We start from the raw sequence: 22,628 nt of genomic DNA, 5'->3' as shown, positions 1-22,628 counted from the left end.
GCCCAAGCCTCCGCGACCCGGACCGGGTAGGAGGCCGGGGCCTGGTGCACCCCAACCGATTCCGGGATCTGCGGTGGCGGTAGCCGTGCCGAAAAGTAGAGGCGCACATGTCAGTACGGCCATCGTGGCGAGGCTGGCTGCTGCTCTTCGTGGGATCATCTGTTCTCCAATCAGTTGGGCGCGCGATTGCGCGATTTCCGACCCGAGAACAGTTGATCAATCCGGCTGTTGGGCTGGCGTTAGGAGCCGAGTCACCGGTTGACTAACGCGGTTTGGCCAAGGGGAACGGCAGAGTTTCGCGAATGCTGCGGCCCGTGATCAGCATGACGACGCGGTCCACACCCATGCCGAGGCCACCGGTCGGCGGCATCGCGTATTCCATCGCCTGCAGGAAGTCTTCGTCGAGTTCCATGGCCTCGGGGTCGCCGCCCGAGGCCAGCAGCGACTGCTCCTGCAGCCGGCGCCGCTGCTCGACGGGATCGGTCAACTCGCTGTATGCCGTGCCCAATTCGACGCCCCACGCCACCAGGTCCCATCGTTCTGCCACGCCGGGGATGCTGCGGTGCGGCCTCGTCAGCGGCGACACCGATGTGGGGAAGTCCTTGTAGAACGTGGGCGCTTCGGTGTGGTCCTCGACCAGGTGCTCGTACAGTTCGAGCACCACCGCACCGGCGTCCCAGTGGGTCAGATAGGGAATCCTTGCGCCGTCGCACAGCTTGCGTAGCGTCGTCAGGTCCGTCTCGGGCCCGATCTGTTCGCCCAGCGCCTCCGACACCGCCTCGTGCACGGTCTTGACCGTCCACTCACCTGAAATATCAACGGGTTCCAGCGTGCCGTTTTCGCGGGGACGCATGAACACCTGCGCTCCGTTGGCGGCCTGAGCGGCGTTCTGGATCAACTGCCGGCAACCGTCAATCCACACGTTGTAGTCGGCGTGCGCCTGATAGGCCTCCAGCAGCGTGAACTCCGGATTGTGGCTGAAGTCGACGCCCTCGTTGCGGAATGCCCGGCCCAGCTCGAAGACGCGCTCGACACCACCCACGCACAGACGCTTGAGGTAGAGCTCGGGAGCGATCCGCAGATACAGATCGAGGTCATAGGCGTTGATGTGCGTCAGGAACGGCCTGGCGTTGGCGCCGCCGTGAATCTGTTGGAGTATCGGTGTCTCGACCTCCAAAAATCCCTTGTCGAAGAGGTTTTCGCGGATCGCGTGCAGAACACCGCTGCGCGCCCGGATCAGGTCGCGGGCCTCGGTGTTGATGGCCAGGTCGACGTAGCGGGCGCGCACCCGCGCCTCCTGGTCGGTCAGCCCTTTCCATTTGTCGGGCAGTGGGCGCAGGCATTTACCGATCAACCGCCAGCTGAGCACGATCAGCGACCGCGTGCCCTTCTTGCTGTAACCCATCGTGCCCGTCACCTGGATCAGGTCGCCCAGATCGATGGCATGCGTGAAATCGGCCGTCGTTCCGTCGCCGAGCTGCGAGTTGTCAAGCAGCAGTTGTACTTCCCCCGACCAGTCGCGCAGCTGCGCAAACAGCACGCCGCCGTAGTCCCGAATGCGTAGCACGCGGCCCGCGACGGTCAGTGTGCTCGCACCCTCGGACTCGATCGCGGCAAGGATCGTGTGGCTGGGTTGCTCGCCGACCGGGTAGGCGTCGACGCCGTTGTCCTGCAATGTCTTGAGCTTGGCCATCCGGACCCGGACCTGTTCGGGCAGACGGGACTGTTCCTCCTCGTCCAGTCCGACTTCCAGTTCGTCGACGTCGGGGGCGGTGCCGTCATGGTGCAACAGACCGCGGTCGATGATGCTTTGCGGCACCGCGATGTGGTGACCGGTGTGCGGTTGCTCGTGCCTGCGTGAGAACGGAAGCACCAGGAAGCCTTCGGCGATCACCGACGCCACCCCGACTCGGGGGACCAGTCGCGCGTCCTCGTAGCACGCATAGCGCGGCACCCATTCGGGCTGATACTTCATGTTCGAGCGGTACAGCGTCTCCAGCTGCCACCAGCGAGAGAAGAACACCAGCAGCGCCCGCCACAGCCGTGCGACCGGGCCCGCACCCAGCTGGGCGCCTTGTTCGAACGCCGAGCGGAACATCGCAAAGTTCAGCGAAACACGCGTCACCCCAATGCCTTCGGCCTGCATGCACAGCTCGCTGACCATGAGTTCGATGGTGCCGTTGGGGGATTGCGGTGACCGGCGCATGAGGTCCAGCGAGGCCCCATTGGCGCCCCACGGCACGAGGGAGAGCATCGCGACGACCTGTTCACCGTCGACCCCGGGCTGAATCGCCTCCACGAGTAGGCAGTCACCGTCGGCCGGATCGCCCAGCCGGCCCAACGCCATGGAGAACCCGCGCTCGTCTTCGGTATCGCGCCAGGTGTCGGCCCGCTCGACCACCTTGGCCATCTCGTCGGCGTCGAGATCGCGATGTCGGCGGATCCGCACCGAGGCACCGGCGCGCCGCGCACGCGTCACCGCCTGCCGCACCGCGCGCATGTCCGGGCCCGACAAGCGGAAGTTGTCCGGATACAGAATCGCCTCGTCGCCGAGTTGCAGAGCATTGAGACCAGCCGCGCGAAACGCCTCAGCACCAGTCGAACTCGCTCCCATCACCCCCGGTGCCCACCCGTAGGCCTGACACAGCACCAGCCACGCCTCGATCGCCTGCGGCCACGCTTTGGGGTCGCCGACGGGATCGCCGCTGGCAAGGCAGACACCGACTTCGACGCGGTAGGTGACGGCGGCGCGGCCGGACGGTGCGAACACCACGGCCTTGTCGCGGCGGGTCGCGAAATAGCCCAGAGAGTCGTTCTTGCCGTACAACTCGAGCAGTCCGCGGATCGCCGACTCGTCTTCGCCGGTGAGTGCGTTCTCCGCGCGCTGCGACTGGAACAACACGATCGCCGCGACCATCAGCGCCAGTGCGCCGAAGAGACCCAGCAGGGCATTGATGAACACGTGTGGGTGACCGGTGAACGAGTCCGAGCTGGCACCCGCAAAAGCGCCTACCCGATTCAGTGCGTAGAAGAAGCGGTCCTCGCGGGCGAGTGATCCAGGGAAGAGCTCGATCAGACCCCAACCGATCAGGGTGCCGACGGCCAGCCCCGCGACCAGTGTTGCCGCCGCCTTGATCAGGGCGCCACGGCGTACCTTGGCCCAGAACTCCTTGCGGGCCAGCACGAGGAACGCGATGGCGGCGAGGTGGAAAGCCAGGCCGACGACCTCACCGCTTTCCTGGAGCCACGTTTCGTCACCCGAGACGAGGTCGCCGACGTTCCAGCCGAGGGCCGCGACCATGTATCCGACGAGAATCCACCACGCGATGCTCTTGCGGGCCGCGAGCGCGGCGGCCAGCAGCGCCAGCACGAACGCCCACGCGAAGCTGGTGTCGGGGAAGTTGAAGATGTAGTCGTTGACGAACTCGCGTGGCACCTTGATCAGCGCGCGCACGAACGGCGACACACTCGCCAGCAGCGACAGGGTGGCGATGATGCCGACCGTCCAGCCGGCCGCGGCGGGCACCCACCTGAAGGCGGAGGTACGGCGCGCCTTTGCGATGCTCGCAGAGCTGGCCGGACTAGTCACCGTCATAAAGCGCGAGGATATGCGCTCGACCCGCGAAATTGGTGGTACTGGCTACCAGACGGGGCCGGTGTATTTCTCCCCGGGACCGTGACCCGGTTCCTCCGGCGCGGCACTCGCTTCGCGGAACGCGAGCTGCAGGCTCTTCAGACCGTCGCGCACCGGTCCGGCGTGGGGGCCGAGGTACTCGGCGGACGCCGTCACCAGCCCCGCGAGCGCGGTGATCAGCCGGCGCGCCTCGTCGAGGTCGCGGTGCGGGCTCTCATCGGGGTCCTCGGCCGACAACCCGAGCTTCTCGGCGGCGGCGCTCATCAACATGACCGCCGACCGGGTGATCACCTCGACGGCGGGAATATCGGCCAGCTCGCGGGTCGGCAGCTCGGCGGCCGGTTCCGGCGATGCGGGATCCTGGGTCATGCCTGCTAGACTTGCACGCGCGACCGTCCCGGCGTACGCCAGGGACAGCAAGTGGAGTCCCACTCCCACCGCTGACCATACCGGTACAGCGGTCCGGTCACAGGCATCCGATGCCTGTCCTGGTCGGCTTTGGGCCCTGCTTTGAGCAGGGCTTTTCTGTTCTTTGAACAGATGCTGATGGGTGGGGTTCCTAGACGACAACATAGGAGGCCCCATCAGCACTGAGACCCGCGTCAACGAGCGCATCCGCGTACCTGAAGTCCGTCTCATCGGACCAGGCGGCGAGCAGGTAGGCATAGTGCGCATCGAAGACGCTCTCCGCGTCGCCGCGGATGCCGATCTCGACCTTGTCGAAGTAGCCCCGGACGCCAAACCACCGGTTTGCAAGATCATGGACTACGGCAAGTTCAAATACGAGACGGCCCAGAAGGCACGCGAGTCTCGCAAGAACCAGCAGCAGACCGTCGTAAAGGAACAGAAGCTGCGTCCCAAGATCGACCCGCACGACTACGAGACCAAAAAGGGACACGTGGTCCGCTTCCTGCAAGCGGGATCCAAGGTCAAGGTGACCATCATGTTCCGCGGACGCGAGCAGTCGAGGCCCGAGCTGGGCTACCGACTCCTGCAGCGGCTGGGCGCCGACGTCGCCGATTACGGCTTCGTCGAGACGTCGGCCAAGCAGGACGGCCGCAACATGACGATGGTGCTGGCACCGCATCGCGGCGCGAAGACTCGCGCCAAGGCGGCGCACGATGCCGACGCTCCGGCTGCGCAACGCGCACAGCCCGCCGAGAGCGCACCGACCGAAACACCACCGAACTGAACTGAGGACACATGCCAAAGGCGAAGACCCACAGCGGCGCTTCCAAGCGGTTCCGGACCACCGGATCCGGAAAGATCGTGCGCCAGAAGGCCAACAAGCGGCACTTGCTCGAGCACAAGTCGAGCCGCCGCACCCGCCGGCTCGAGGGCCGCACCGAGGTGGCGGCCAACGACGTCAAGCGCGTGAAGAAGCTGCTCAACGGCTGACAGGCCCCCCTGTCCGGACCTGAACGAACCTGAACGAAGAGGAAAACCCCCATGGCACGCGTAAAGCGCGCAGTAAACGCGCAGAAGAAGCGCCGCACCATACTCAAGGCATCCAAGGGCTACCGCGGTCAGCGGTCGCGGCTGTATCGCAAAGCCAAAGAGCAGCAGCTGCATTCGTTGACCTATGCCTACCGTGACCGGCGTGCCCGCAAGGGCGAGTTCCGCAAGCTGTGGATCTCCCGGATCAACGCGGCGGCCCGCGCCAACGACATCACCTACAACCGGTTGATCCAGGGCCTGAAGGCCGCCGGAGTCGAGGTGGACCGCAAGAACCTGGCCGAGATCGCCGTCAGCGATCCCGCCGCCTTCACCGCGCTGGTGGAGGTCGCCAAGGCTGCGCTGCCCAGCGATGTCAATGCGCCGTCGGGCGAGGCTGCCTGACGCTCACCGAACGCGCAGACCGGGTGGCGGCAGCGATCAAGCTGCACCGCCACGTCGGACGACGTCGCGCCGCACGTTTTCTCGCTGAGGGACCCAACCTCGTGGAGGCCGCGATGCGGCGCGGACTCGTCTCCGAGGTCTTCGTCACCGAAGCCGCGCAGGCCCGCTTCGCATCGCTGCTGAGCGATGCCGACGTGTATGTGGTGACGGAGCGAGCCGCGAAAGCGTTGTCGGACACGGTTACTCCGGTCGGCCTGGTCGCGGTGTGCTCGGTACCCGAGACCTTGCTTTCCGACGTCCTCGCCGATGCCCCACGGCTGCTGGCGGTCGCGGCGGAGATCTCCGAGCCCGGTAACGCGGGCACCCTGATTCGCATCGCCGACGCGATGGGAGCCGACGCCGTTGTACTCGCCGGCCAGAGCGTCGATCCATACAACGGCAAGTGTCTGCGTGCCTCGGCCGGAAGTATCTTCTCGATTCCCGTCGTATCCGAGCCGGATGCCACCACGGCGGTGTCGTCGATCGCTGCAGCCGGACTTGCAGTGCTCGCCACCACTGTCGACGGCGAAGTATCGCTAGACAGCCCAGATTTGCAAGCCGATCTCGCGAGTCCCACGGCATGGCTGTTCGGACCGGAGGCGCATGGCTTGGCGACCGAACTGGCCGAGATGGCCACGCAACGGGTGCGAATCCCCATGCCTGGCAACGCCGAAAGCCTCAACGTGGCATCGGCGGCGGCGATCTGTCTGTATCAGAGCGCCCGGGCACACCGTCTGTAACGGCATGGCGAAGAATGCGCCCGAATCCCGCCGTGGCGTTACATCCGATGCCGCTAGTTGGCTTTCAGGAGCTGCTCGGAGATCTGCACCATCAGCCTGCGAGGCGTGACCCGGTAACCGTTGGCGAGCAGAAGGTTTCGCCAACCCGAGACCACGGTCGGAGTGGACTTGTCCAGCGCCGCCATCGCGGTGTCGACGACCTGTTTAGCGGTCTGCCTGCCGTCGGTGAGGAATTCCTCTCCGGTCCGCGCGAAGAACTCCGTCTCCGTCGCACCCGGGCAGAGTGCGAAAACGCGCACGCCGGTTCCCTTGCACTCTTGCCAGAGCGCCTCGGAAAACGACAGCACGAAGGCCTTCGTGGCGCCATAGACCGCCATGCCCGGCGTCGGCTGGAACGCGGCGGTCGATGCCACGTTGATGACGATGCCGCGCCCTGCTGCCGTCATGGCCGGGAGATAGGCCGCCGTCAGGTCGACCAGGGTGCCGCAATTCAGCTGGATCTGCGCCGCATTGGCGGCGGTGTCCTGCCCGACGAACTTGCCGTGCAGACCGACGCCGGCGTTGTTCACGAGGATGTCGATGGTCTTGCCCAGGTCGCTGACCTTCGACGCCAGGTCGGGACCGGAGCCTGGGACGGCGAGATCGGCGGTGATCACGTCGACCGTCAGGCCGGGATGTTGCTCGGTCAGCTTTGTGCGTAGCTCAGCGAGCTTTTCGGCGCGACGTGCGACCAGCACGAGGTTCACCCCGCGCTTCGCGAACTGAACGGCGAACTCCTCGCCGATTCCACCGCTGGATCCGGTGATCAACGCTGTCTTGTTCTTCAGGTCCACATGATCAGGCTAGTCGGCGAAGCGACATGTCGTACCTCCGTGCCATTGTCGGCGCATGACCGACTCGCTGGAGGTGAGGGGGACCGATCTTCGGTACCTGCTCACGGCGTACTTGTTCGACCATGGTCCCGCGACAATCGACGAACTGGTCGACGCGCTGGCGTATCACGGCTTCCGACCGGTTGGGCGCGCGTCGAAGTCGGTGTCGGAAGCGTTGCGCTGGGAAATCTTCCAAGGCCGGGCCGTGCGGTTGCGCCGCGGTCGGTACCGTCCGGGGACGATGCCGCATACGACCGCACAGCGGATCTACCAACGCGTGCGGGCTCTGCACGACGAGGTCGCTACGTCGTCTTTCAGCCACCGGCAACTGCGGACCCCTCCGATTCCGCCGGCCGCCTAAGCGTTGTTCAGCAGACCCCGCGCCACGTGGGTGATTTGAACCTCATTGCTGCCCGCGTAGATCATCAGTGACTTCGCGTCGCGGGCCAGTTGCTCCACCCGGTACTCGGTCATGTACCCGTTGCCGCCGAATACCTGCACCGCCTCCATCGCCACGTCGGTGGCGGCCTGCGAGCAGTACCACTTGATCGCCGACGCCTCTGGCAGCGAGATCGGCTGACCCTTCTCCGCCGACTCGATCACCCGGAACAGGATGTTGCGCACGTTCATTCGCGCCACCTCCATATTCGCGAGCTTCAGCTGAATCAACTGGAACTGCCCGATTTCCTGACCCCACAGCTTTCGGGTCTTCGCATAGTCGACACACAGCCGCAGGCATTCCTCGATGACCCCTAGCGACATTGCGGCGACGCCGATCCGCTCGGCGGAGAAGTTCGACCGTGCACTGGCCCGCCCGTCGCCGGCTGAACTGTCTTCGGTTTCACCGAGCAACCTGTCCCGGCCCAGGCGCACATTGTTGAAGAACAATTCGCCTGTGCGGGAACTGTGAATACCCATCTTGCTGAACGGCTTTGACTGGACGAAGCCCTCCATGCCGCGATCGAGCACGAACGTCAGGACCTTGCGGTCACGCTTGTCGGCGCCGTCGCCCTCGTCAAGCTTCGCGTACACCACGACCACATCGGCGTCAGGACCGTTGGTGATGAACGTCTTCTGACCGTTGAGGATGTAGTCGTCCCCGTCACGCACTACGTAGGACTTCATGCCGCCGAACGCATCCGAGCCCGAATCGGGTTCGGTGATCGCCCAGGCGCCGATCTTGTCGTAGGTGACCAGATCCGGCAGCCAGCGTTCCTGCTGGGCCAGCGTGCCGCGGCCCTGGATCGTCGGCACCGTCAGCCCGAGGCTGACCCCCATACCGGTGACGATGCCCATCGATACCTTGCATAGCTCGCTGACCACCACGAAGCCCATGCCGCCGGAACCGCCGCCGAACATGCCGCCGCCGCCCGAGGATTTGCCGGACGACTCGCCGCCGTCGCGAAGCTTGGCCAGCCGCTTGTTCAGCGACTCACGCGCCATGTCGGCGATGCCGAACGTCGCGAACAGCTTGCGGATAATCGGGTAGGGCTCCATGTCGCCGCTTTCGAGATCGTCGACATGGGGTCGTATCTCTTTGTCTACGAACTCCCGTACGGCGTCGCGCACGGCAAGGTCAACGTCTGTCCATTCGAGCATGCCCCTAGGCTGCCTTATCGCGCCCGCGCGCCGGACGCAGCCCCGCCAACGAGAACGTCGTGTGCACCAAAGACCCTGCTCTGTCCAGCAGGGACTTGCGCGGCGGCACGTAATGCATCGGCAGGCCGTGGCGATCGCGTGGCGGCGCCATGAAGCTGGGCGCCTCGACCAACGGCGCGTCTTCGGCGAGCTTGCCCTCGGCGCGACGATAGGCGGCCAGCGCGCGTGGATGGAGCCGTATCTCGTCGGGCACCGCGACGAACGCCAACTCGACGAGCTTGCCGAAGATGCGCAGCAACACTTCGTCGCCCGGCGTCCAGCGCATGCCGGCCTTCTCGCGTACGGCGGGATCGAAGAGGCCCGCGGCGATCCAGCGCTGCGCGCCGACCATCGGCTTGAAGAGTTGATCCCAGATCGGCGTCGGCATCAACACGAACCACGGCTTGGGAATTCGGATGGAGAAGATGTCGAGTGTCGCGCGGTTGAGTTCCAACTCGTCGCGACACTTGGCGTCCCAGTACTCGCAGAAGTCCTCCCACGTGTCGGGGACCGGCCGCATGCTCATGCCGTACATCCGGTACCACTGCACGTGTTCGTCGAACAGCTGGCGCTTCTCGGCGTCGGTGAGCCCGCCGCAGAAGTACTCGGCGGTCTTGATGATCAACATGAAGAACGTCGCGTGCGCCCAATAGAACGTCTCGGGGTTCAACGCGTGGTAGCGCCGGCCTTCGGCGTCGACGCCCTTGATCGTGTTGTGGTAGCTCTTGATCTGCTGCCCGGTCTGCGCGGCGCGGTCACCGTCGTAGACGACGCCCATGATCGGGTACACCGATCGCGCGACGCGCTGCAGTGGCTCCCGCAGCAGGATCGAATGGTCTTCGACGCCCGCGCCCAGTTCGGGATACATGTTCTGGATCGCCCCGATCCAGACGCCGAGCATGCCGGTCCGCAGGTCGCCGAAGTACTTCCACGTCAGCGAATCTGGGCCGAGCGGGTCTCTGTCGGCAAGCCGTGTGGTGCCGCTTGCCGTCGAAGTCGATTTCAGGGCCATCGGTTTCCTCCGCCGTTAGACCCTCACGATAAACTTGACAACGCACGTTGTCTACGATTTGCCGGGCGTGGCGGCCGCAGTGTTATTCACCCTCCACGCGCGCTCCACTAGCCTGTGACCAGCCGGTTTATTCGCGTTTCGGCGCTCAAACTAGGCTTGTGCCCGTGGATGAGGTCGAGTCGATCGACGAACGATCTGGCAGGCAGTCATCCGGGCCTGTTTCGTGGCTGAAGAGCACCAACCACAGCCCGTCCGTCATCGCCTTCCTGCGCCGCGCCCGGCGCGCGCTTCCCGGGGACCCCGAGTTCGGAGATCCACTCTCGGCGTCCGGTGAAGGCGGCCCCAGAGCCGCCGCCCGCGCGGCCGATCGGCTGCTGCACCGCGAGGCGGCGTCACGCGAGGTAAGCCTCGGCGCGCTGCAGGTGTGGCAGGCGCTGACCGAGCGGGTGTCGGGCAAGCCCGCTTACCAGGAGGCGACGATCGTCTTCACGGACCTGGTGGGATTCTCCGCGTGGTCGCTGAGCGCGGGCGACGACGCCACCCTCAAGCTCCTGCGCCGCGTCTCGCAGGTCGTCGAGCCGCCGTTGCTGGAAGCCGGTGGTCAGATCGTCAAGCGCATGGGCGACGGCATCATGGCGGTCTTCCTGCGGCCGACGACGGCGGTCGCCGCCGCGGTCAAGGCGCGGGATGCGGTGAAATCCCTTGACGTGGACGGCTACACCCCGCGGATGCGCGTCGGGATCCACACCGGCCGGCCGCAGCGAATCGGCTCGGACTGGCTGGGCATCGACGTCAACATCGCTGCGCGAGTGATGGAGCGGGCGACCAGGGGAGAGTTGGTGGTGTCCCAGGCGACGCTGGACGGTCTTTCGGCTGAGGACCTCGACGCGTTGGGGGTCGACGCCAAGCGGCTGCGCAAGCAGGTCTTTGCGCCCAAGCAGGACGGGGTGCCCGCCGATTTCGTCATGTACCGGCTGAAATCGCGCAGGCCGTCACCGGGTGACGCCGACCTGGACGGCTACCCCTCGGGCGAGTAGCCCCAGCTGCCACGCATATGATCGCCGGGTGGCTGATCAGCCAATAGACCTGTCTGAAGAAGCGTTGACGAAGGCTGTCAGCGCGGCTCGGCATGCCTTCGACGCGGCGAATGACCTCGACTCTCTTGCCCGCGCCAAGACCGAGCAGCTGGGTGACCGTTCGCCGATTGCGCTCGCGCGCCAGGCGCTCGGCTCGTTGCCCAAGGCCGACCGCGCCGATGCGGGCAAGCGGGTCAACGTGGCGCGTACCGAGGCGCAGCAGGCCTACGACGAGCGCCTCGCGGCGCTGCGGGCCGAGCGCGACGCCGCCGTGCTGATCGCTGAGCGCATCGACGTGACTCTGCCGTCGACCCGGCAGCCGGTCGGGGCCCGCCATCCGATCACGATCCTGGCCGAGCATGTCGCCGACACCTTCGTCGCGATGGGCTGGGAACTCGCCGAGGGGCCCGAGGTCGAGACCGAGCAGTTCAACTTCGACGCGCTCAACTTTCCGCCCGACCATCCGGCCCGCAGCGAGCAGGACACCTTCCACGTCGCGCCCGACGGTTCGCGGCAGGTACTGCGCACCCACACCTCACCGGTCCAGATCCGGGCGCTGCTCGAGCGCGAGCTGCCGGTCTACATCATCTCGATCGGCCGCACCTTCCGCACCGACGAGCTGGACGCCACCCACACCCCGGTCTTCCATCAGGTGGAGGGGCTGGCCGTCGACAAGGGGCTGACGATGGCCCACCTGCGCGGAACGCTCGACGCGTTCGCCCGTTCCGAATTCGGACCCGAGGGTCGTACGCGATTCCGTCCGCACTTCTTCCCGTTCACCGAACCGTCGGCCGAGGTCGACATCTGGTTCCCGAACAAGAAGGGCGGTCCCGGCTGGGTGGAATGGGGCGGCTGCGGCATGGTCAATCCGAATGTGTTGCGCGCCTGCGGTATCGACCCAGAGGTCTATAGCGGATTCGCGTTCGGCATGGGATTGGAGCGCACCCTGCAGTTCCGCAACGGTATCCCCGACATGCGTGACATGGTCGAGGGCGACGTGCGCTTCTCCCTGCCGTTCGGGGTTGGAGCCTGATGCGCCTGCCCTACAGCTGGCTGCGCGACGTCGTCCAAGCCGGTGCTCCCGGCTGGGACGTGTCAGCCGAGGAACTGGAACAGACCCTGATCCGCATCGGTCATGAGGTCGAAGAGGTCCTTCCGGTCGGGCCGGTCACGGGACCCTTGACGGTCGGCCGGGTCGTCGAGATCGAGGAACTGACCGAGTTCAAGAAGCCAATCCGCGCGGTCAAAGTCGATGTGGGTGAAGCCGAGCCACGTGACATCGTTTGCGGGGCAACCAACTTCGCGGTCGGCGACCTTGTCGTGGTGGCACTGCCCGGTTCCGTGCTGCCGGGTGACTTTGCCATCGCCACCCGCAAGACATACGGCCGCACCAGTGACGGCATGATCTGTTCGACCGCGGAACTCAACCTCGGCTCCGATCATTCCGGCATCCTGGTGCTGCCCGAAGGCACGGCAGAGCCCGGCGCGCCCGCCGCCGACGTCCTCGGCCTCGACGACATCGTGTTCAATCTGGCGATCACCCCGGACCGCGGCTACTGCCTGTCGGTGCGCGGCATGGCCCGCGAGATCGCCAACGCCTACGACCTCGACTACGTCGACCCGGCCGATATCGCGCCCCTGCCCGCCGAAGGTGAGGCACTGCCGCTGACAATCGACGAGGGCACCGGGGTGCTGCGCTTCGGCCTGCGTCCGGTCACCGGCATCGATCCAAAAGCGGTGTCGCCGTGGTGGATGCAACGACGGCTGTTGCTGTCGGGCATCCGGGCCATCTCACCGGCCGTCGACGTGACCAACTACGTGATGCTCGAGATCGGGCATCCGATGCACGCACACGATCGCAGCCTGATCACCGGCGGCTTCCGGGTCCGGTTCGCTGAACCGGGGGAAACCGTCGTCACGCTCGACGACATCGAACGTCGCCTCGACCCTGCCGACGTGCTCATCGTCGACGATGTCGCCACCGCGGCGATCGGCGGCGTGATGGGCGCGGGCACCACCGAGGTTCGCGACAGCACCACCGATGTGTTGCTCGAGGCCGCGGTATGGGACCCCGCCGCGGTGTCGCGCACGCAGCGGCGTCTGCACCTCAACAGTGAGGCTGGCCGTCGCTATGAACGCACCGTCGATCCGGCGATCTCCGTCGCCGCATTGAATCGCTGCAGCACGCTGCTGGCCGAGATCGCCGGGGGCACAGTCGAACCGACGTTGACCGACTGGCGTGGCGATCCACCTCGTGACGACTGGTCGCCTGCGCCGGTCAGCATGGCGGTCGACCTACCCGACCGCATCGCCGGTGTGGAGTACGCGGCCGGCACCACCCAGAAGCGCCTCACTCAGATCGGCGCCGATGTCGTCGTGCGCGACGGTCAGGTGACCGCGACACCACCGAGCTGGCGCCCCGACCTCCGTCAGCCCGCGGACCTCGTCGAGGAGGTCTTGCGGCTGGAGGGCCTCGAGGTCATCCCATCGGTGCTACCGCTCGCACCACCGGGCCGCGGTCTGAGCCCCGCGCAGAAACGGCGCCGCGCGATCGGAAAGTCGCTGGCGCTGAGCGGCTATGTCGAGATCCTGCCGACCCCGTTCCTGCCCGCGGGAGTCTTCGACCAGTGGGGTTTGCCTGCCGACGACCCGCGCCGGTCCACGACGCAGGTGCTGAATCCGTTGGAAGCCGATCGGCCCCGGCTGGCCACCACTCTGCTGCCGGGACTGTTGGAAGCCTTGGGCCGCAATGTGTCCCGCGGAGCGGTCGATGCCGCGTTGTTCGCGATCGCTCAGGTGGTCGAGCCGACGACGGAAACCCGCGCGGTGGAACGTATTTCGACCGACCGTCGGCCCACCTCCGACGAGATCGCGGCGCTCGATGCCTCGCTGCCGCATCAGCCGCAACACGTCGGCGCGGTCTTGACGGGGCTGCGCGAGCCCGCGGGCCCGTGGGGGCGGGGCAGGCCCGTGCACGCCAGCGACGCGTTCGAGGCGGTGCGCGTCATCGGTCGTGCCGCAGGCGTAGCGCTCACACTGCGATCCGCCCAGCACCTGCCCTGGCATCCGGGCCGATGCGCCGAGGTGGTCATCGGCGATGCCGTCGTCGGATATGCGGGCCAGTTGCACCCCGCCGTCATCGAGCGGTCGGGTCTGCCCGCGGGCACCTGTGCCGTCGAACTGGACCTCGATGCGATCCCGCTCACCGAAACGCTTCCCGCGCCCGCCGTATCGCCGTTTCCAGCGGTGTTCCAGGACGTCGCGCTGATCGTCGGCGAGGACGTCTCCGCGCAGAATGTGATCGATGCCGTCCGCGAGGGTGCGGGTGAACTGCTGGAGGAGGTCCACCTGTTCGACGTCTATACCGGGCCGCAGATCGGTGAAGGACGCAAGTCGCTGGCGCTGGCGCTGCGGTTCCGGGCCACCGACCGCACGCTCACCGAGGACGAGGCCAGTGCCGCCCGCGACGCCGCGGTTCAGGCGGCAGCCGATCGCGTCGGAGCCGAGCAGCGCCGCTGATTTCGCAGTAGTGCCGCCGATTCCGGAGTAGGAACGTAGCCATGATCGAGGTACTGCAGGACATGCCCGCCGGCGTTGCGGGAATTCGCGTTTCGGGCAAGGTGACCGGCGAGGAGATGATCGAGTTCAAGCCCGAACTGGAGAAGCTGCTCGGCGGCGAGGAAGTCCGGATCGTCGAGGTCATCGCGCCCGACTATGAGGGCTTCGGACGGGGAGGGCTGGTCGAGGACCTCAAGCAGGGCTTCGGCACCCTCATCAACCATCGGTCGGCGTTCAAGCGCATCGCGATCGTCACCGACAAAGAGTGGGTCGCGCACACCGTGCATGTGGTGGGCTGGATGGTGCCCGGTGAACTCGAAGTGTTCGGCCTCGATGACCTCGAACGAGCCAAGGAATGGGCCGCCGGCTGATTCCGTCGGCGTCGCGGAGGAAAGGCCGGCATGGGGGAGACGGGGGAGCAGCCGCGCACTTCGGTAGACGGCATCGCGATACTCGCGATGTTTCTGATGGTGGTCGCCTTCACCTACAACGACGAAATCGTCGAGCTCGCCTACGCCGGTGCGGGCGACTATATCTCGTATTCGCGGTGGATCGTCTTCCTGGTCGATTCGGCAATCGTGTTGTGTGCCGCCGGTCTGAAATGGCGGATGGAGGCCCGGGAGCAACTGGGCCAGACGATGTCGTGGCAGGAGTTCGTGCCGAGGTTGCTGCACGGCCCATGGCCGGTCGGGGCGGCGCTGATGGTGGTGCTTCACATCGCGATGGCGTTCCTACCGCTCAATCTCGGGGTGGACATCGCGCTGTCGATGTTGTTCACGGTGTCGATGAGCCTCGTGCTGGTGGCCGTCCTGGATGTCGGGTCGTCCGGCGGGCGCGGTCTCGGACGCAGGGACTGGATCGTGCCGCTGCTTGTCGGCACGTTGGTCGTTCAGGTCGCATCCGCGCTGTGGTTTCCGGTTCTCAACGTCGCAGGCGAGTGCGCAGATACCGTTTCGACCGACTTCTTCGCGCAGATGGTGCAGGTCATTCCCATGCTGCTGGTGACCCTCGGCATCGAGTTGGGTTTCCTGCGGCGGTCGTCGCCCCTGCGCACCCTGGGCCAGCGAGCGGCGCCGATCCTGACCATCGTGATGCTGTGCGTCGCGGAGATGATGAGCTTTTCCATGCTCGTCGTATCCGATCGCACCGCCTGCGGGGTGGCAGCGACGATGCACGAGTTTGCGGCCTTCGTGCTCAGCGTCCAGGCGACCGCGATCGCCCTGGTGACGCTGGTCTGGCTGCTGCTGAAGGACCGCAATCAAATGAATTTGCATGAGGATGCATAACCATGCAGAATCGCGTGCATGACTTCCGTCGCAGTGGCCGGTGCCAGCGGATACGCAGGTGGGGAGATTCTGCGATTGCTGCTGGGGCACCCCGCGTACGCCGGCGGGCGGCTGACGATCGGCGCCCTCACCGCGGCGGCGAGTGCCGGCACCCTTCTCGGTGAGCATCACCCGCACCTGCTGCCGCTGGCTGACCGCGCACTCGAGGCCACCGACGCCGACACCCTGAAGGGCCACGATGTGGTTTTTCTGGGGCTTCCGCACGGTCATTCCGCAGCCCTGGCCGACCAACTCGGCAGCGACACCGTCATCGTCGACTGCGGCGCCGACTTCCGCCTCACCGATGCCGGGGCCTGGGAACGGTTCTACGGGTCGTCACACGCGGGCAGCTGGCCGTACGGCTTGCCCGAGCTGCCCGGCGCCCGTGACCGGTTGCGCGGCGCCACCCGGATCGCCGTTCCGGGTTGTTATCCGACCGCGGCCCTGCTCGCGCTGTGGCCCGCGATCGCCGAGGGACTCGTCGAGCCCGCGGTCACCATCGTCGCCGTCAGCGGCACCTCGGGTGCCGGGCGCGCCGCCAAGACAGATCTGCTCGGCTCCGAGGTCATCGGATCCGCGCGTGCCTACAACGTCGGCGGCAAGCACCGACACACCCCGGAAATCGCACAGGGCCTCAAAGCCGTCACCGACAAGGACGTCACGGTGTCGTTCACCCCGGTGCTCATCCCGACGTCGCGCGGCATTCTGGCCACCTGCACCGCGAAGACCACCACACCGCTGTCGCAGATCCGCGGCGCCTACGAGAAGGCTTATGACGCTGAGCCTTTCATTCATCTGCTGCCTGAGGGCCAGTTGCCCAAGACCGGCGCGGTGATCGGGAGCAACGCCGCTCAGCTCGCGGTCGCCGTCGACGAGGACGCCTCGACGTTCATCGGCATCGCCGCGATCGACAACCTCGTCAAGGGCACCGGTGGGGCCGCCGTGCAATCGATGAACCTTGCGCTGGGCTGGCCGGAGACGGAAGGACTTTCGATCGTGGGCGTGGCGCCGTGACTGAGTTATCCGACACCGCGCGGCTCATCCGCACCCAGGGTGTGACCGCGCCCGCCGGCTTCCGCGCCACCGGAATCGCGGCGGGCATCAAGGCTTCCGGCGCGCTCGACCTCGCGCTGGTCTTCAACGAGGGACCCGACCACGCCGCTGCGGCCGTGTTCACCCGCAACAAGGTGAAGGCCGCGCCGGTGCTGTGGACGCAGCAGGTGCTCACCACCGGGCGGCTGCGTGCGGTGGTGCTCAACTCCGGTGGCGCGAACGCCTGCACCGGGCCGTTGGGCTTTCAGGACACCCACGCCACCGCAGAGGCCGTCGCCACGGCGCTTTCCGACTGGGGCACCGAGACCGGGGCGATCGAGGTCGCCGTATGTTCCACCGGGCTCATCGGCGACCGACTGCCGATGGACAAGGTGCTGGCGGGCGTCACCGAGATCGTCCACGAGATGGCCGGCGGACTGACCGGCGGCGAAGAGGCCGCGCGGGCGATCATGACCACCGACACCGTGCCGAAACAGGTTTCGCTGCATCACAGTGACAACTGGACGGTGGGTGGCATGGCCAAAGGTGCAGGGATGCTGGCGCCGTCGCTGGCGACCATGTTGTGCGTCATCACCACCGACGCCGTCGCCAGTTCGGATGCCCTCGACCAGGCGCTACGCACGGCGACCGCCATGACGTTCGACCGCCTCGATGTCGACGGTAGCTGTTCAACCAACGACACGGTTCTGCTGCTTGCCTCCGGCGCCAGCGAGATCGCCCCCCGCCAAAGCGATCTCGACGACGCGGTCCTGCGGGTCTGCGACGACCTGTGCGCACAGCTGCAGGCCGATGCCGAGGGCGTCACCAAACGTGTCGTCGTCAGCGTCACGGGAGCCGCATCGGAGGAAGACGCGCTGACGGCGGCTCGGGTCGTGGCTCGCGACAGCCTGGTCAAGACGGCGCTCTTCGGGTCCGATCCCAACTGGGGCCGCGTACTGGCCGCGGTGGGCATGGCGCCGGTCGTGCTGGACGCCGAGCGGATCGGCGTGTCGTTCAACGGCTCTGCCGTGTGCGTCGACGGTGTCGGAGCACCGGGTGCCCGTGACGTGGACCTGTCCGGCGAAGAGATCGACGTCACCATCGATCTTGGCGTCGGCAATGACCGAGCGTCGATCCGGACCACCGACCTGTCCCACGGTTACGTCGAAGAGAACTCGGCCTACAGCTCATGACACTCGCGACGCCGGTCAAGGCGCAGATACTCGCCGCCGCCCTGCCGTGGCTCAAGCAGTTGCACGACAAGATCGTCGTGGTGAAGTACGGCGGCAACGCGATGACCGACGACACCCTCAAGACCGCGTTCGCCGCCGACATGGTCTTCCTGCGCAACTGCGGCATCCACCCCGTCGTCGTCCACGGCGGCGGCCCGCAGATCAGTGCGATGCTCAAAAAGCTCGGTATCGCAGGTGATTTCAAGGGCGGCTTCCGCGTCACCACACCCGAGGTGCTCGACGTGGCCCGGATGGTGCTTTTCGGACAGGTCGGCCGCGAACTGGTGAACCTGATCAATGCACACGGTCCGTACGCCGTGGGCGTGACAGGCGAAGACGCGCACCTTTTCACCGCAGTGCGGCGCGACGTGACCGTCGATGGGGTGGCGACCGACATCGGCCTCGTCGGTGACGTCGAAAAGGTGGACGCGGATTCGCTGCTCGATCTCATCGACGCAGGGCGCATCCCGGTGGTCTCGACTATCGCACCCGACGCCGAAGGTGTGGTGCACAACATCAACGCCGACACCGCGGCGGCCGCGCTGGCGGAGGCCCTGGGAGCTGAGAAGCTGGTGATGCTCACCGACGTGGAGGGCCTCTACACCGACTGGCCCGATCGAGGTTCGCTGGTAAGCGAGATCGACACGGCCGCATTGACTCAGCTGCTACCCAAACTGGAAACCGGCATGGTGCCCAAGATCGAGGCCTGCCTACGTGCCGTATCGGGAGGCGTGCCGAGCGCACACGTCATCGACGGCCGCGTCGAGCACTGTGTGCTGGCTGAGCTGTTCACCGATGAGGGGACGGGGACCAAGGTGGTGAGCGCATGACCCTCGCGCAGCGCTGGGAAGCCGTGATGATGGACAACTACGGAACGCCGCCGCTGGCTTTGGTCAGCGGAGACGGTGCCGTGGTGACCGACGCGGACGGCAAGTCGTATCTCGATCTGGTGGGCGGTATCGCGGTCAACATCCTCGGTCATCGGCATCCCGCTGTCATCGAGGCCGTCACCCGCCAGCTCAACACGCTGGGGCACACGTCGAATCTCTATGCCACCGAGCCCGGCATCGCACTGGCCGAAGCGCTGGTCGGTCTGCTGGGCGTCGACGATGCGCGGGTGTTCTTCTGCAACTCGGGCGCGGAGGCCAACGAGGTTGCGTTCAAGATCTCGCGGCTCACCGGACGCACGAAACTCGTTGCCGCACAGGGCGCGTTCCATGGCCGGACGATGGGATCACTGGCTTTGACCGGCCAGCCGTCGAAGCAGAAGCCGTTCGCTCCGCTGCCCGGCGACGTCACCCATGTGCCGTACGGCGACGTCGAAGCGCTCGACGCCGCGGTCGACGACCAGACGGCGGCAGTGTTCCTCGAGCCGATCATGGGCGAGGGCGGCGTCGTGACTCCACCCGCCGGATACCTGGTGGCGGCCCGCGAGATCACCGCCGCACACGGCGCATTGCTGGTGCTCGACGAGGTGCAGACCGGAATGGGCCGCACCGGAGCGTTTTTCGCGCATCAGCACGACGGCATCACGCCCGACGTCGTCACGCTCGCGAAGGGTCTCGGTGGTGGACTGCCGATCGGTGCCTGCATCGCGACCGGTGAGGCCGCCGGGCTGCTGACCGCGGGCATGCACGGCAGCACGTTCGGCGGCAATCCGGTCTGCACGGCGGCGGCACTCGCGGTGTTGCGGGTGCTGGCCGACGACGACCTTGTCGGGCGCTCAGGCGTTCTCGGGAAGTCGCTGCACCACGGAATCGAGTCGCTGGGTCATCCGGCCGTCGACCACGTGCGCGGTCGCGGGCTCATGCTCGGCGTCGTCCTCACCTCCGATGTGGCCAAGCCGGTCGAGGTTGCGGCACGGGAGGCCGGGTTCCTCGTCAACGCCCCCGCCGCGAACGTGATTCGTCTCGTCCCACCGCTGATCCTCACCGATGCGCAGGTCGACGACTTCCTCGGTGCGCTTCCCGGTGTGCTCGACACAGTCGCGGGGTGTGCGCAATGATCCGCCACTTCCTTCGCGACGATGACCTCACACCCGACGAGCAGGCCGAGGTGCTGGCGCTGGCTGCGGAGCTGAAGAAGGCGCCATTCAGCCGCCGCCCGCTCGACGGTCCGCGCGGCGTCGCGGTGATCTTCGACAAGAACTCGACGCGCACGCGGTTCTCGTTCGAGATGGGCATCGCTCAACTCGGCGGTCACGCGGTGGTGGTGGACGGCCGCAGCACGCAGCTCGGTCGCGACGAGACACTGGAGGACACCGGCCGGGTCCTGTCACGGTACGTCGAGGCGATCGTCTGGCGCACGTTTGGACAGGATCGGTTGACCGCCATGGCTTCTGGGGCGACCGTGCCGATAGTCAATGCGCTGTCCGACGAGTTTCATCCCTGCCAGGTGCTTGCCGATCTACAGACGCTCGACGAACGCGTGGGCACCCTCAACGGATTGCGGCTGACCTATCTCGGCGACGGTGCCAACAACATGGCTCACTCGTTGATGCTGGGCGGGGTCACCGCAGGCGTCCATGTCACCGTCGCCGCTCCATCCGGTTTCGAGCCGGACCCGCGATTTGTCACGGCGGCCAACGAACGGGCCGTCGATACCGGCGCCTCGGTGACGGTGACGGCCGATCCGGAAGCCGCCGCCGACGGTGCCGACGTGCTCGTCACCGACACGTGGACGTCGATGGGTCAGGAGAACGACGGCCTGGACCGGGTGGGACCGTTTCGACCCTTCCAGATAAACACCGGTCTCGTCGAACGTGCGCAGCCGAATGTGATTGTTCTGCACTGCCTTCCGGCGCACCGGGGAGACGAGATCACCGATGACGTGATCGACGGCGTGCACAGCGCGGTTTGGGATGAAGCCGAGAACCGGCTGCACGCCCAGAAGGCCCTGCTGGTGTGGTTGATGGAGCGGTCGTGACTTCCGCGGCTACCCGCGCAGGTCGGCAGGCTCGCATCGTGTCGATCCTGTCGTCGCAGTCGATCCACAGCCAGAGTGAGCTGGCGACGATACTCGCCGACGAGGGGATCGACGTCACCCAGGCGACGCTGTCGCGGGACCTGGAGGAACTCGGTGCGGTCAAGCTGCGCGGCGCCGACGGTGGTGTCGGGGTGTACGTCGTGCCCGAGGACGGCAGCCCGGTTCGCGGCGTCTCCGGTGGCACCGAACGAATGTCGCGACTGCTTGCCGATCTGCTGGTTTCCACGGATGCCAGCGCCAACCTCGCGGTGCTGCGAACACCGCCGGGAGCCGCGCACTACCTTGCCAGCGCGATGGATCGCGCTGCGCTGCCGTACGTTGTGGGCACAGTGGCCGGCGACGACACCATCTTGGTGATCGCACGTGAGCCGATGACCGGTGCCGAACTCGCGGCGAAACTCGAAAGCATTCAACACAGAGGAGATTAGGTATGCCAAAACCGGGGTCCGAGCGCGTCATCCTGGCGTATTCCGGTGGTCTGGACACCTCGGTCGCGATCAGCTGGATCGGTAAGGAGACCGGCAAAGAGGTGGTTGCGGTGGCCATCGACCTCGGCCAGGGCGGCGAGGACATGGAGGTGGTCCGGCAGCGGGCCGTCGATTGCGGCGCGGTCGAGGCGGTCGTCGTCGACGCCAGGGACGAATTCGCCGAGCAGTACTGTCTTCCCGCAATCCAGTCCAATGCGCTGTACATGGACCGCTACCCGCTGGTGTCGGCACTGAGCCGCCCCCTGATCGTCAAGCATCTCGTGGCGGCCGCACGCGAGCACGGCGGCGGTATCGTCGCGCACGGTTGCACCGGCAAGGGCAACGACCAGGTGCGCTTCGAGGTGGGATTCGCCTCGCTGGCACCGGATCTCGAGGTACTCGCCCCGGTCCGCGATTACGCCTGGACCCGCGAGAAGGCCATCGCGTTCGCCGAGGAGAACGCCATCCCGATCAACGTCACCAAGCGCTCGCCGTTCTCGATCGACCAGAACGTCTGGGGCCGCGCCGTGGAGACCGGCTTCCTCGAGCACCTGTGGAACGCGCCGACCAAGGACGTCTACGACTACACCGAGGACCCGACGGTCAACTGGAACACCCCTGACGAGGTCATCGTCGGATTCGAACGCGGCGTTCCGGTTTCGATCGACGGCCGCGACGTCAGCGTGCTGCAGGCCATCGAGGAACTGAACCACCGCGCAGGAGAGCAGGGCGTCGGCCGGCTCGACGTCGTCGAGGACCGCTTGGTCGGCATCAAGAGCCGGGAGATCTACGAGGCCCCGGGTGCCATGGTGCTGATCACCGCGCACACCGAACTCGAGCACGTCACGCTGGAGCGCGAACTCGGCCGGTTCAAGCGCGGCACCGACCGCAAGTGGGGGGAGCTGGTGTACGACGGTCTCTGGTACTCGCCATTGAAGGCGGCGCTCGAGTCGTTCGTCGCCAAGACCCAGGAGCACGTGTCCGGTGAGATCCGGATGGTGTTGCACGGCGGGCACATTGCGGTCAACGGCAGGCGCAGTGCCGAGTCGCTGTACGACTTCAACCTCGCGACCTACGACGAGGGCGACACCTTCGACCAGTCGTCGGCCAAGGGCTTCGTGCATGTGCACGGACTCTCGTCGAAGATCTCCGCGCAACGGGACCTGGCAGGCCGGTAGG

General features: G+C 66.4%; 22 protein-coding genes. 17 read left to right on the top strand and 5 right to left on the bottom strand.

Annotated elements, in window-relative coordinates; genetic code table 11:
- Window positions 1-262: 262 nt before the first annotated feature.
- On the bottom strand, window positions 263-3,595 hold the full coding sequence (gene lysX, locus BST47_RS27085; protein WP_083128918.1) for a bifunctional lysylphosphatidylglycerol synthetase/lysine--tRNA ligase LysX: 3,333 nt from the start codon (window positions 3,593-3,595) through the stop codon (window positions 263-265).
- A 45-nt stretch (window positions 3,596-3,640) separates the two neighbouring features.
- The gene (locus tag BST47_RS27080) at window positions 3,641-4,003 is read right to left on the bottom strand and encodes a DUF1844 domain-containing protein (RefSeq protein WP_083128917.1); all 363 of its coding nucleotides are present in this window, start codon (window positions 4,001-4,003) and stop codon (window positions 3,641-3,643) included.
- Between the two features lie 181 nt (window positions 4,004-4,184).
- On the opposite strand from BST47_RS27080, the gene infC reads away from it, so the two are divergent.
- The 4 genes from infC to BST47_RS27060 are packed head-to-tail and all read left to right on the top strand — an operon-like array spanning window position 4,185 to window position 6,252.
- Window positions 4,185-4,826, top strand: a complete 642-nt coding sequence (infC, locus tag BST47_RS27075) for a translation initiation factor IF-3 (RefSeq protein ID WP_083128916.1) — start codon at window positions 4,185-4,187, stop codon at window positions 4,824-4,826.
- A gap of 11 nt (window positions 4,827-4,837) precedes the next feature.
- A complete protein-coding gene (gene rpmI / locus BST47_RS27070) occupies window positions 4,838-5,032 on the top strand; it encodes a 50S ribosomal protein L35 (RefSeq protein WP_083128915.1) in 195 nt (64 codons plus the stop codon).
- Between the two features lie 51 nt (window positions 5,033-5,083).
- Window positions 5,084-5,473: a 50S ribosomal protein L20 gene (gene rplT, locus BST47_RS27065; RefSeq protein ID WP_083128914.1), complete on the top strand. Its 390-nt coding sequence runs from the start codon at window positions 5,084-5,086 to the stop codon at window positions 5,471-5,473.
- Window positions 5,474-5,496: 23 nt separating this feature from the next.
- A complete protein-coding gene (locus tag BST47_RS27060; protein ID WP_083128913.1) occupies window positions 5,497-6,252 on the top strand; it encodes a TrmH family RNA methyltransferase in 756 nt (251 codons plus the stop codon).
- 53 nt (window positions 6,253-6,305) lie between these two features.
- Here BST47_RS27060 and BST47_RS27055 read toward each other — a convergent pair whose 3' ends face one another.
- Window positions 6,306-7,085, bottom strand: coding sequence for an SDR family NAD(P)-dependent oxidoreductase (locus BST47_RS27055; protein ID WP_083128912.1), 780 nt, complete (start codon window positions 7,083-7,085; stop codon window positions 6,306-6,308).
- A 55-nt stretch (window positions 7,086-7,140) separates the two neighbouring features.
- Between BST47_RS27055 and BST47_RS27050 the strand changes: the two genes are divergently transcribed.
- Window positions 7,141-7,485: a hypothetical protein gene (locus BST47_RS27050; protein ID WP_083128911.1), complete on the top strand. Its 345-nt coding sequence runs from the start codon at window positions 7,141-7,143 to the stop codon at window positions 7,483-7,485.
- On the opposite strand, the gene BST47_RS27045 is transcribed toward BST47_RS27050, so the two are convergent.
- Window positions 7,482-8,723 carry an acyl-CoA dehydrogenase family protein gene (locus BST47_RS27045; RefSeq protein ID WP_083128910.1) on the bottom strand — a complete coding sequence of 414 codons (1,242 nt, stop codon included), beginning with the start codon at window positions 8,721-8,723 and terminating at the stop codon, window positions 7,482-7,484. The two genes, BST47_RS27050 and BST47_RS27045, sit on opposite strands and share 4 nt — an antisense overlap.
- Window positions 8,724-8,727: 4 nt before the next feature.
- Entirely contained in the window at window positions 8,728-9,774 is a 1,047-nt protein-coding gene (locus tag BST47_RS27040) for an oxygenase MpaB family protein (RefSeq protein ID WP_083128909.1), read from the bottom strand.
- A gap of 164 nt (window positions 9,775-9,938) precedes the next feature.
- On the opposite strand from BST47_RS27040, the gene BST47_RS27035 reads away from it, so the two are divergent.
- From BST47_RS27035 to BST47_RS26980, 12 genes are read left to right on the top strand one after another with little or no spacing between them, the layout of a single operon-like run.
- Window positions 9,939-10,811 (top strand): adenylate/guanylate cyclase domain-containing protein, encoded by an 873-nt coding sequence (locus BST47_RS27035; protein ID WP_083128908.1) that lies wholly within the window; start codon window positions 9,939-9,941, stop codon window positions 10,809-10,811.
- Window positions 10,812-10,839: 28 nt separating this feature from the next.
- Complete coding sequence (pheS, locus tag BST47_RS27030) at window positions 10,840-11,883, top strand: phenylalanine--tRNA ligase subunit alpha (protein ID WP_083128907.1); 1,044 nt, start codon at window positions 10,840-10,842, stop codon at window positions 11,881-11,883.
- Complete coding sequence (gene pheT, locus BST47_RS27025; RefSeq protein ID WP_083128906.1) at window positions 11,883-14,369, top strand: phenylalanine--tRNA ligase subunit beta; 2,487 nt, start codon at window positions 11,883-11,885, stop codon at window positions 14,367-14,369. The genes pheS and pheT overlap by 1 nt, the downstream gene beginning before the upstream one ends.
- Before the next feature lie 41 nt (window positions 14,370-14,410).
- The gene (locus BST47_RS27020) at window positions 14,411-14,779 is read left to right on the top strand and encodes a SpoIIAA family protein (protein WP_083128905.1); all 369 of its coding nucleotides are present in this window, start codon (window positions 14,411-14,413) and stop codon (window positions 14,777-14,779) included.
- A gap of 30 nt (window positions 14,780-14,809) precedes the next feature.
- Window positions 14,810-15,694 (top strand): hypothetical protein, encoded by an 885-nt coding sequence (locus BST47_RS27015; protein WP_083128904.1) that lies wholly within the window; start codon window positions 14,810-14,812, stop codon window positions 15,692-15,694.
- An 18-nt stretch (window positions 15,695-15,712) separates the two neighbouring features.
- On the top strand, window positions 15,713-16,747 hold the full coding sequence (gene argC / locus BST47_RS27010) for an N-acetyl-gamma-glutamyl-phosphate reductase (RefSeq protein WP_083128903.1): 1,035 nt from the start codon (window positions 15,713-15,715) through the stop codon (window positions 16,745-16,747).
- On the top strand, window positions 16,744-17,958 hold the full coding sequence (gene argJ, locus BST47_RS27005; protein WP_083128902.1) for a bifunctional glutamate N-acetyltransferase/amino-acid acetyltransferase ArgJ: 1,215 nt from the start codon (window positions 16,744-16,746) through the stop codon (window positions 17,956-17,958). The genes argC and argJ overlap by 4 nt, the downstream gene beginning before the upstream one ends.
- Window positions 17,955-18,827: an acetylglutamate kinase gene (gene argB, locus BST47_RS27000; protein WP_083128901.1), complete on the top strand. Its 873-nt coding sequence runs from the start codon at window positions 17,955-17,957 to the stop codon at window positions 18,825-18,827. The genes argJ and argB overlap by 4 nt, the downstream gene beginning before the upstream one ends.
- The gene (locus BST47_RS26995; protein WP_083128900.1) at window positions 18,824-20,002 is read left to right on the top strand and encodes an acetylornithine transaminase; all 1,179 of its coding nucleotides are present in this window, start codon (window positions 18,824-18,826) and stop codon (window positions 20,000-20,002) included. The genes argB and BST47_RS26995 overlap by 4 nt, the downstream gene beginning before the upstream one ends.
- Complete coding sequence (gene argF / locus BST47_RS26990; protein ID WP_083128899.1) at window positions 19,999-20,922, top strand: ornithine carbamoyltransferase; 924 nt, start codon at window positions 19,999-20,001, stop codon at window positions 20,920-20,922. Before BST47_RS26995 ends, argF begins: the two co-directional genes overlap by 4 nt.
- On the top strand, window positions 20,919-21,410 hold the full coding sequence (locus BST47_RS26985) for an arginine repressor (RefSeq protein ID WP_083128898.1): 492 nt from the start codon (window positions 20,919-20,921) through the stop codon (window positions 21,408-21,410). Before argF ends, BST47_RS26985 begins: the two co-directional genes overlap by 4 nt.
- Window positions 21,411-21,412: 2 nt before the next feature.
- Window positions 21,413-22,627, top strand: coding sequence for an argininosuccinate synthase (locus tag BST47_RS26980; RefSeq protein WP_083128897.1), 1,215 nt, complete (start codon window positions 21,413-21,415; stop codon window positions 22,625-22,627).
- The last annotated feature ends 1 nt before the right edge of the window (window position 22,628 follow it).

This window comes from Mycolicibacterium tusciae, assembly GCF_002086795.1.
In the GTDB taxonomy this organism is placed as follows: domain Bacteria; phylum Actinomycetota; class Actinomycetes; order Mycobacteriales; family Mycobacteriaceae; genus Mycobacterium; species Mycobacterium tusciae.
The sequence above is the reverse complement of the archived record's forward strand: the minus strand, read 5'-3'. Positions and strand labels throughout refer to the sequence as shown.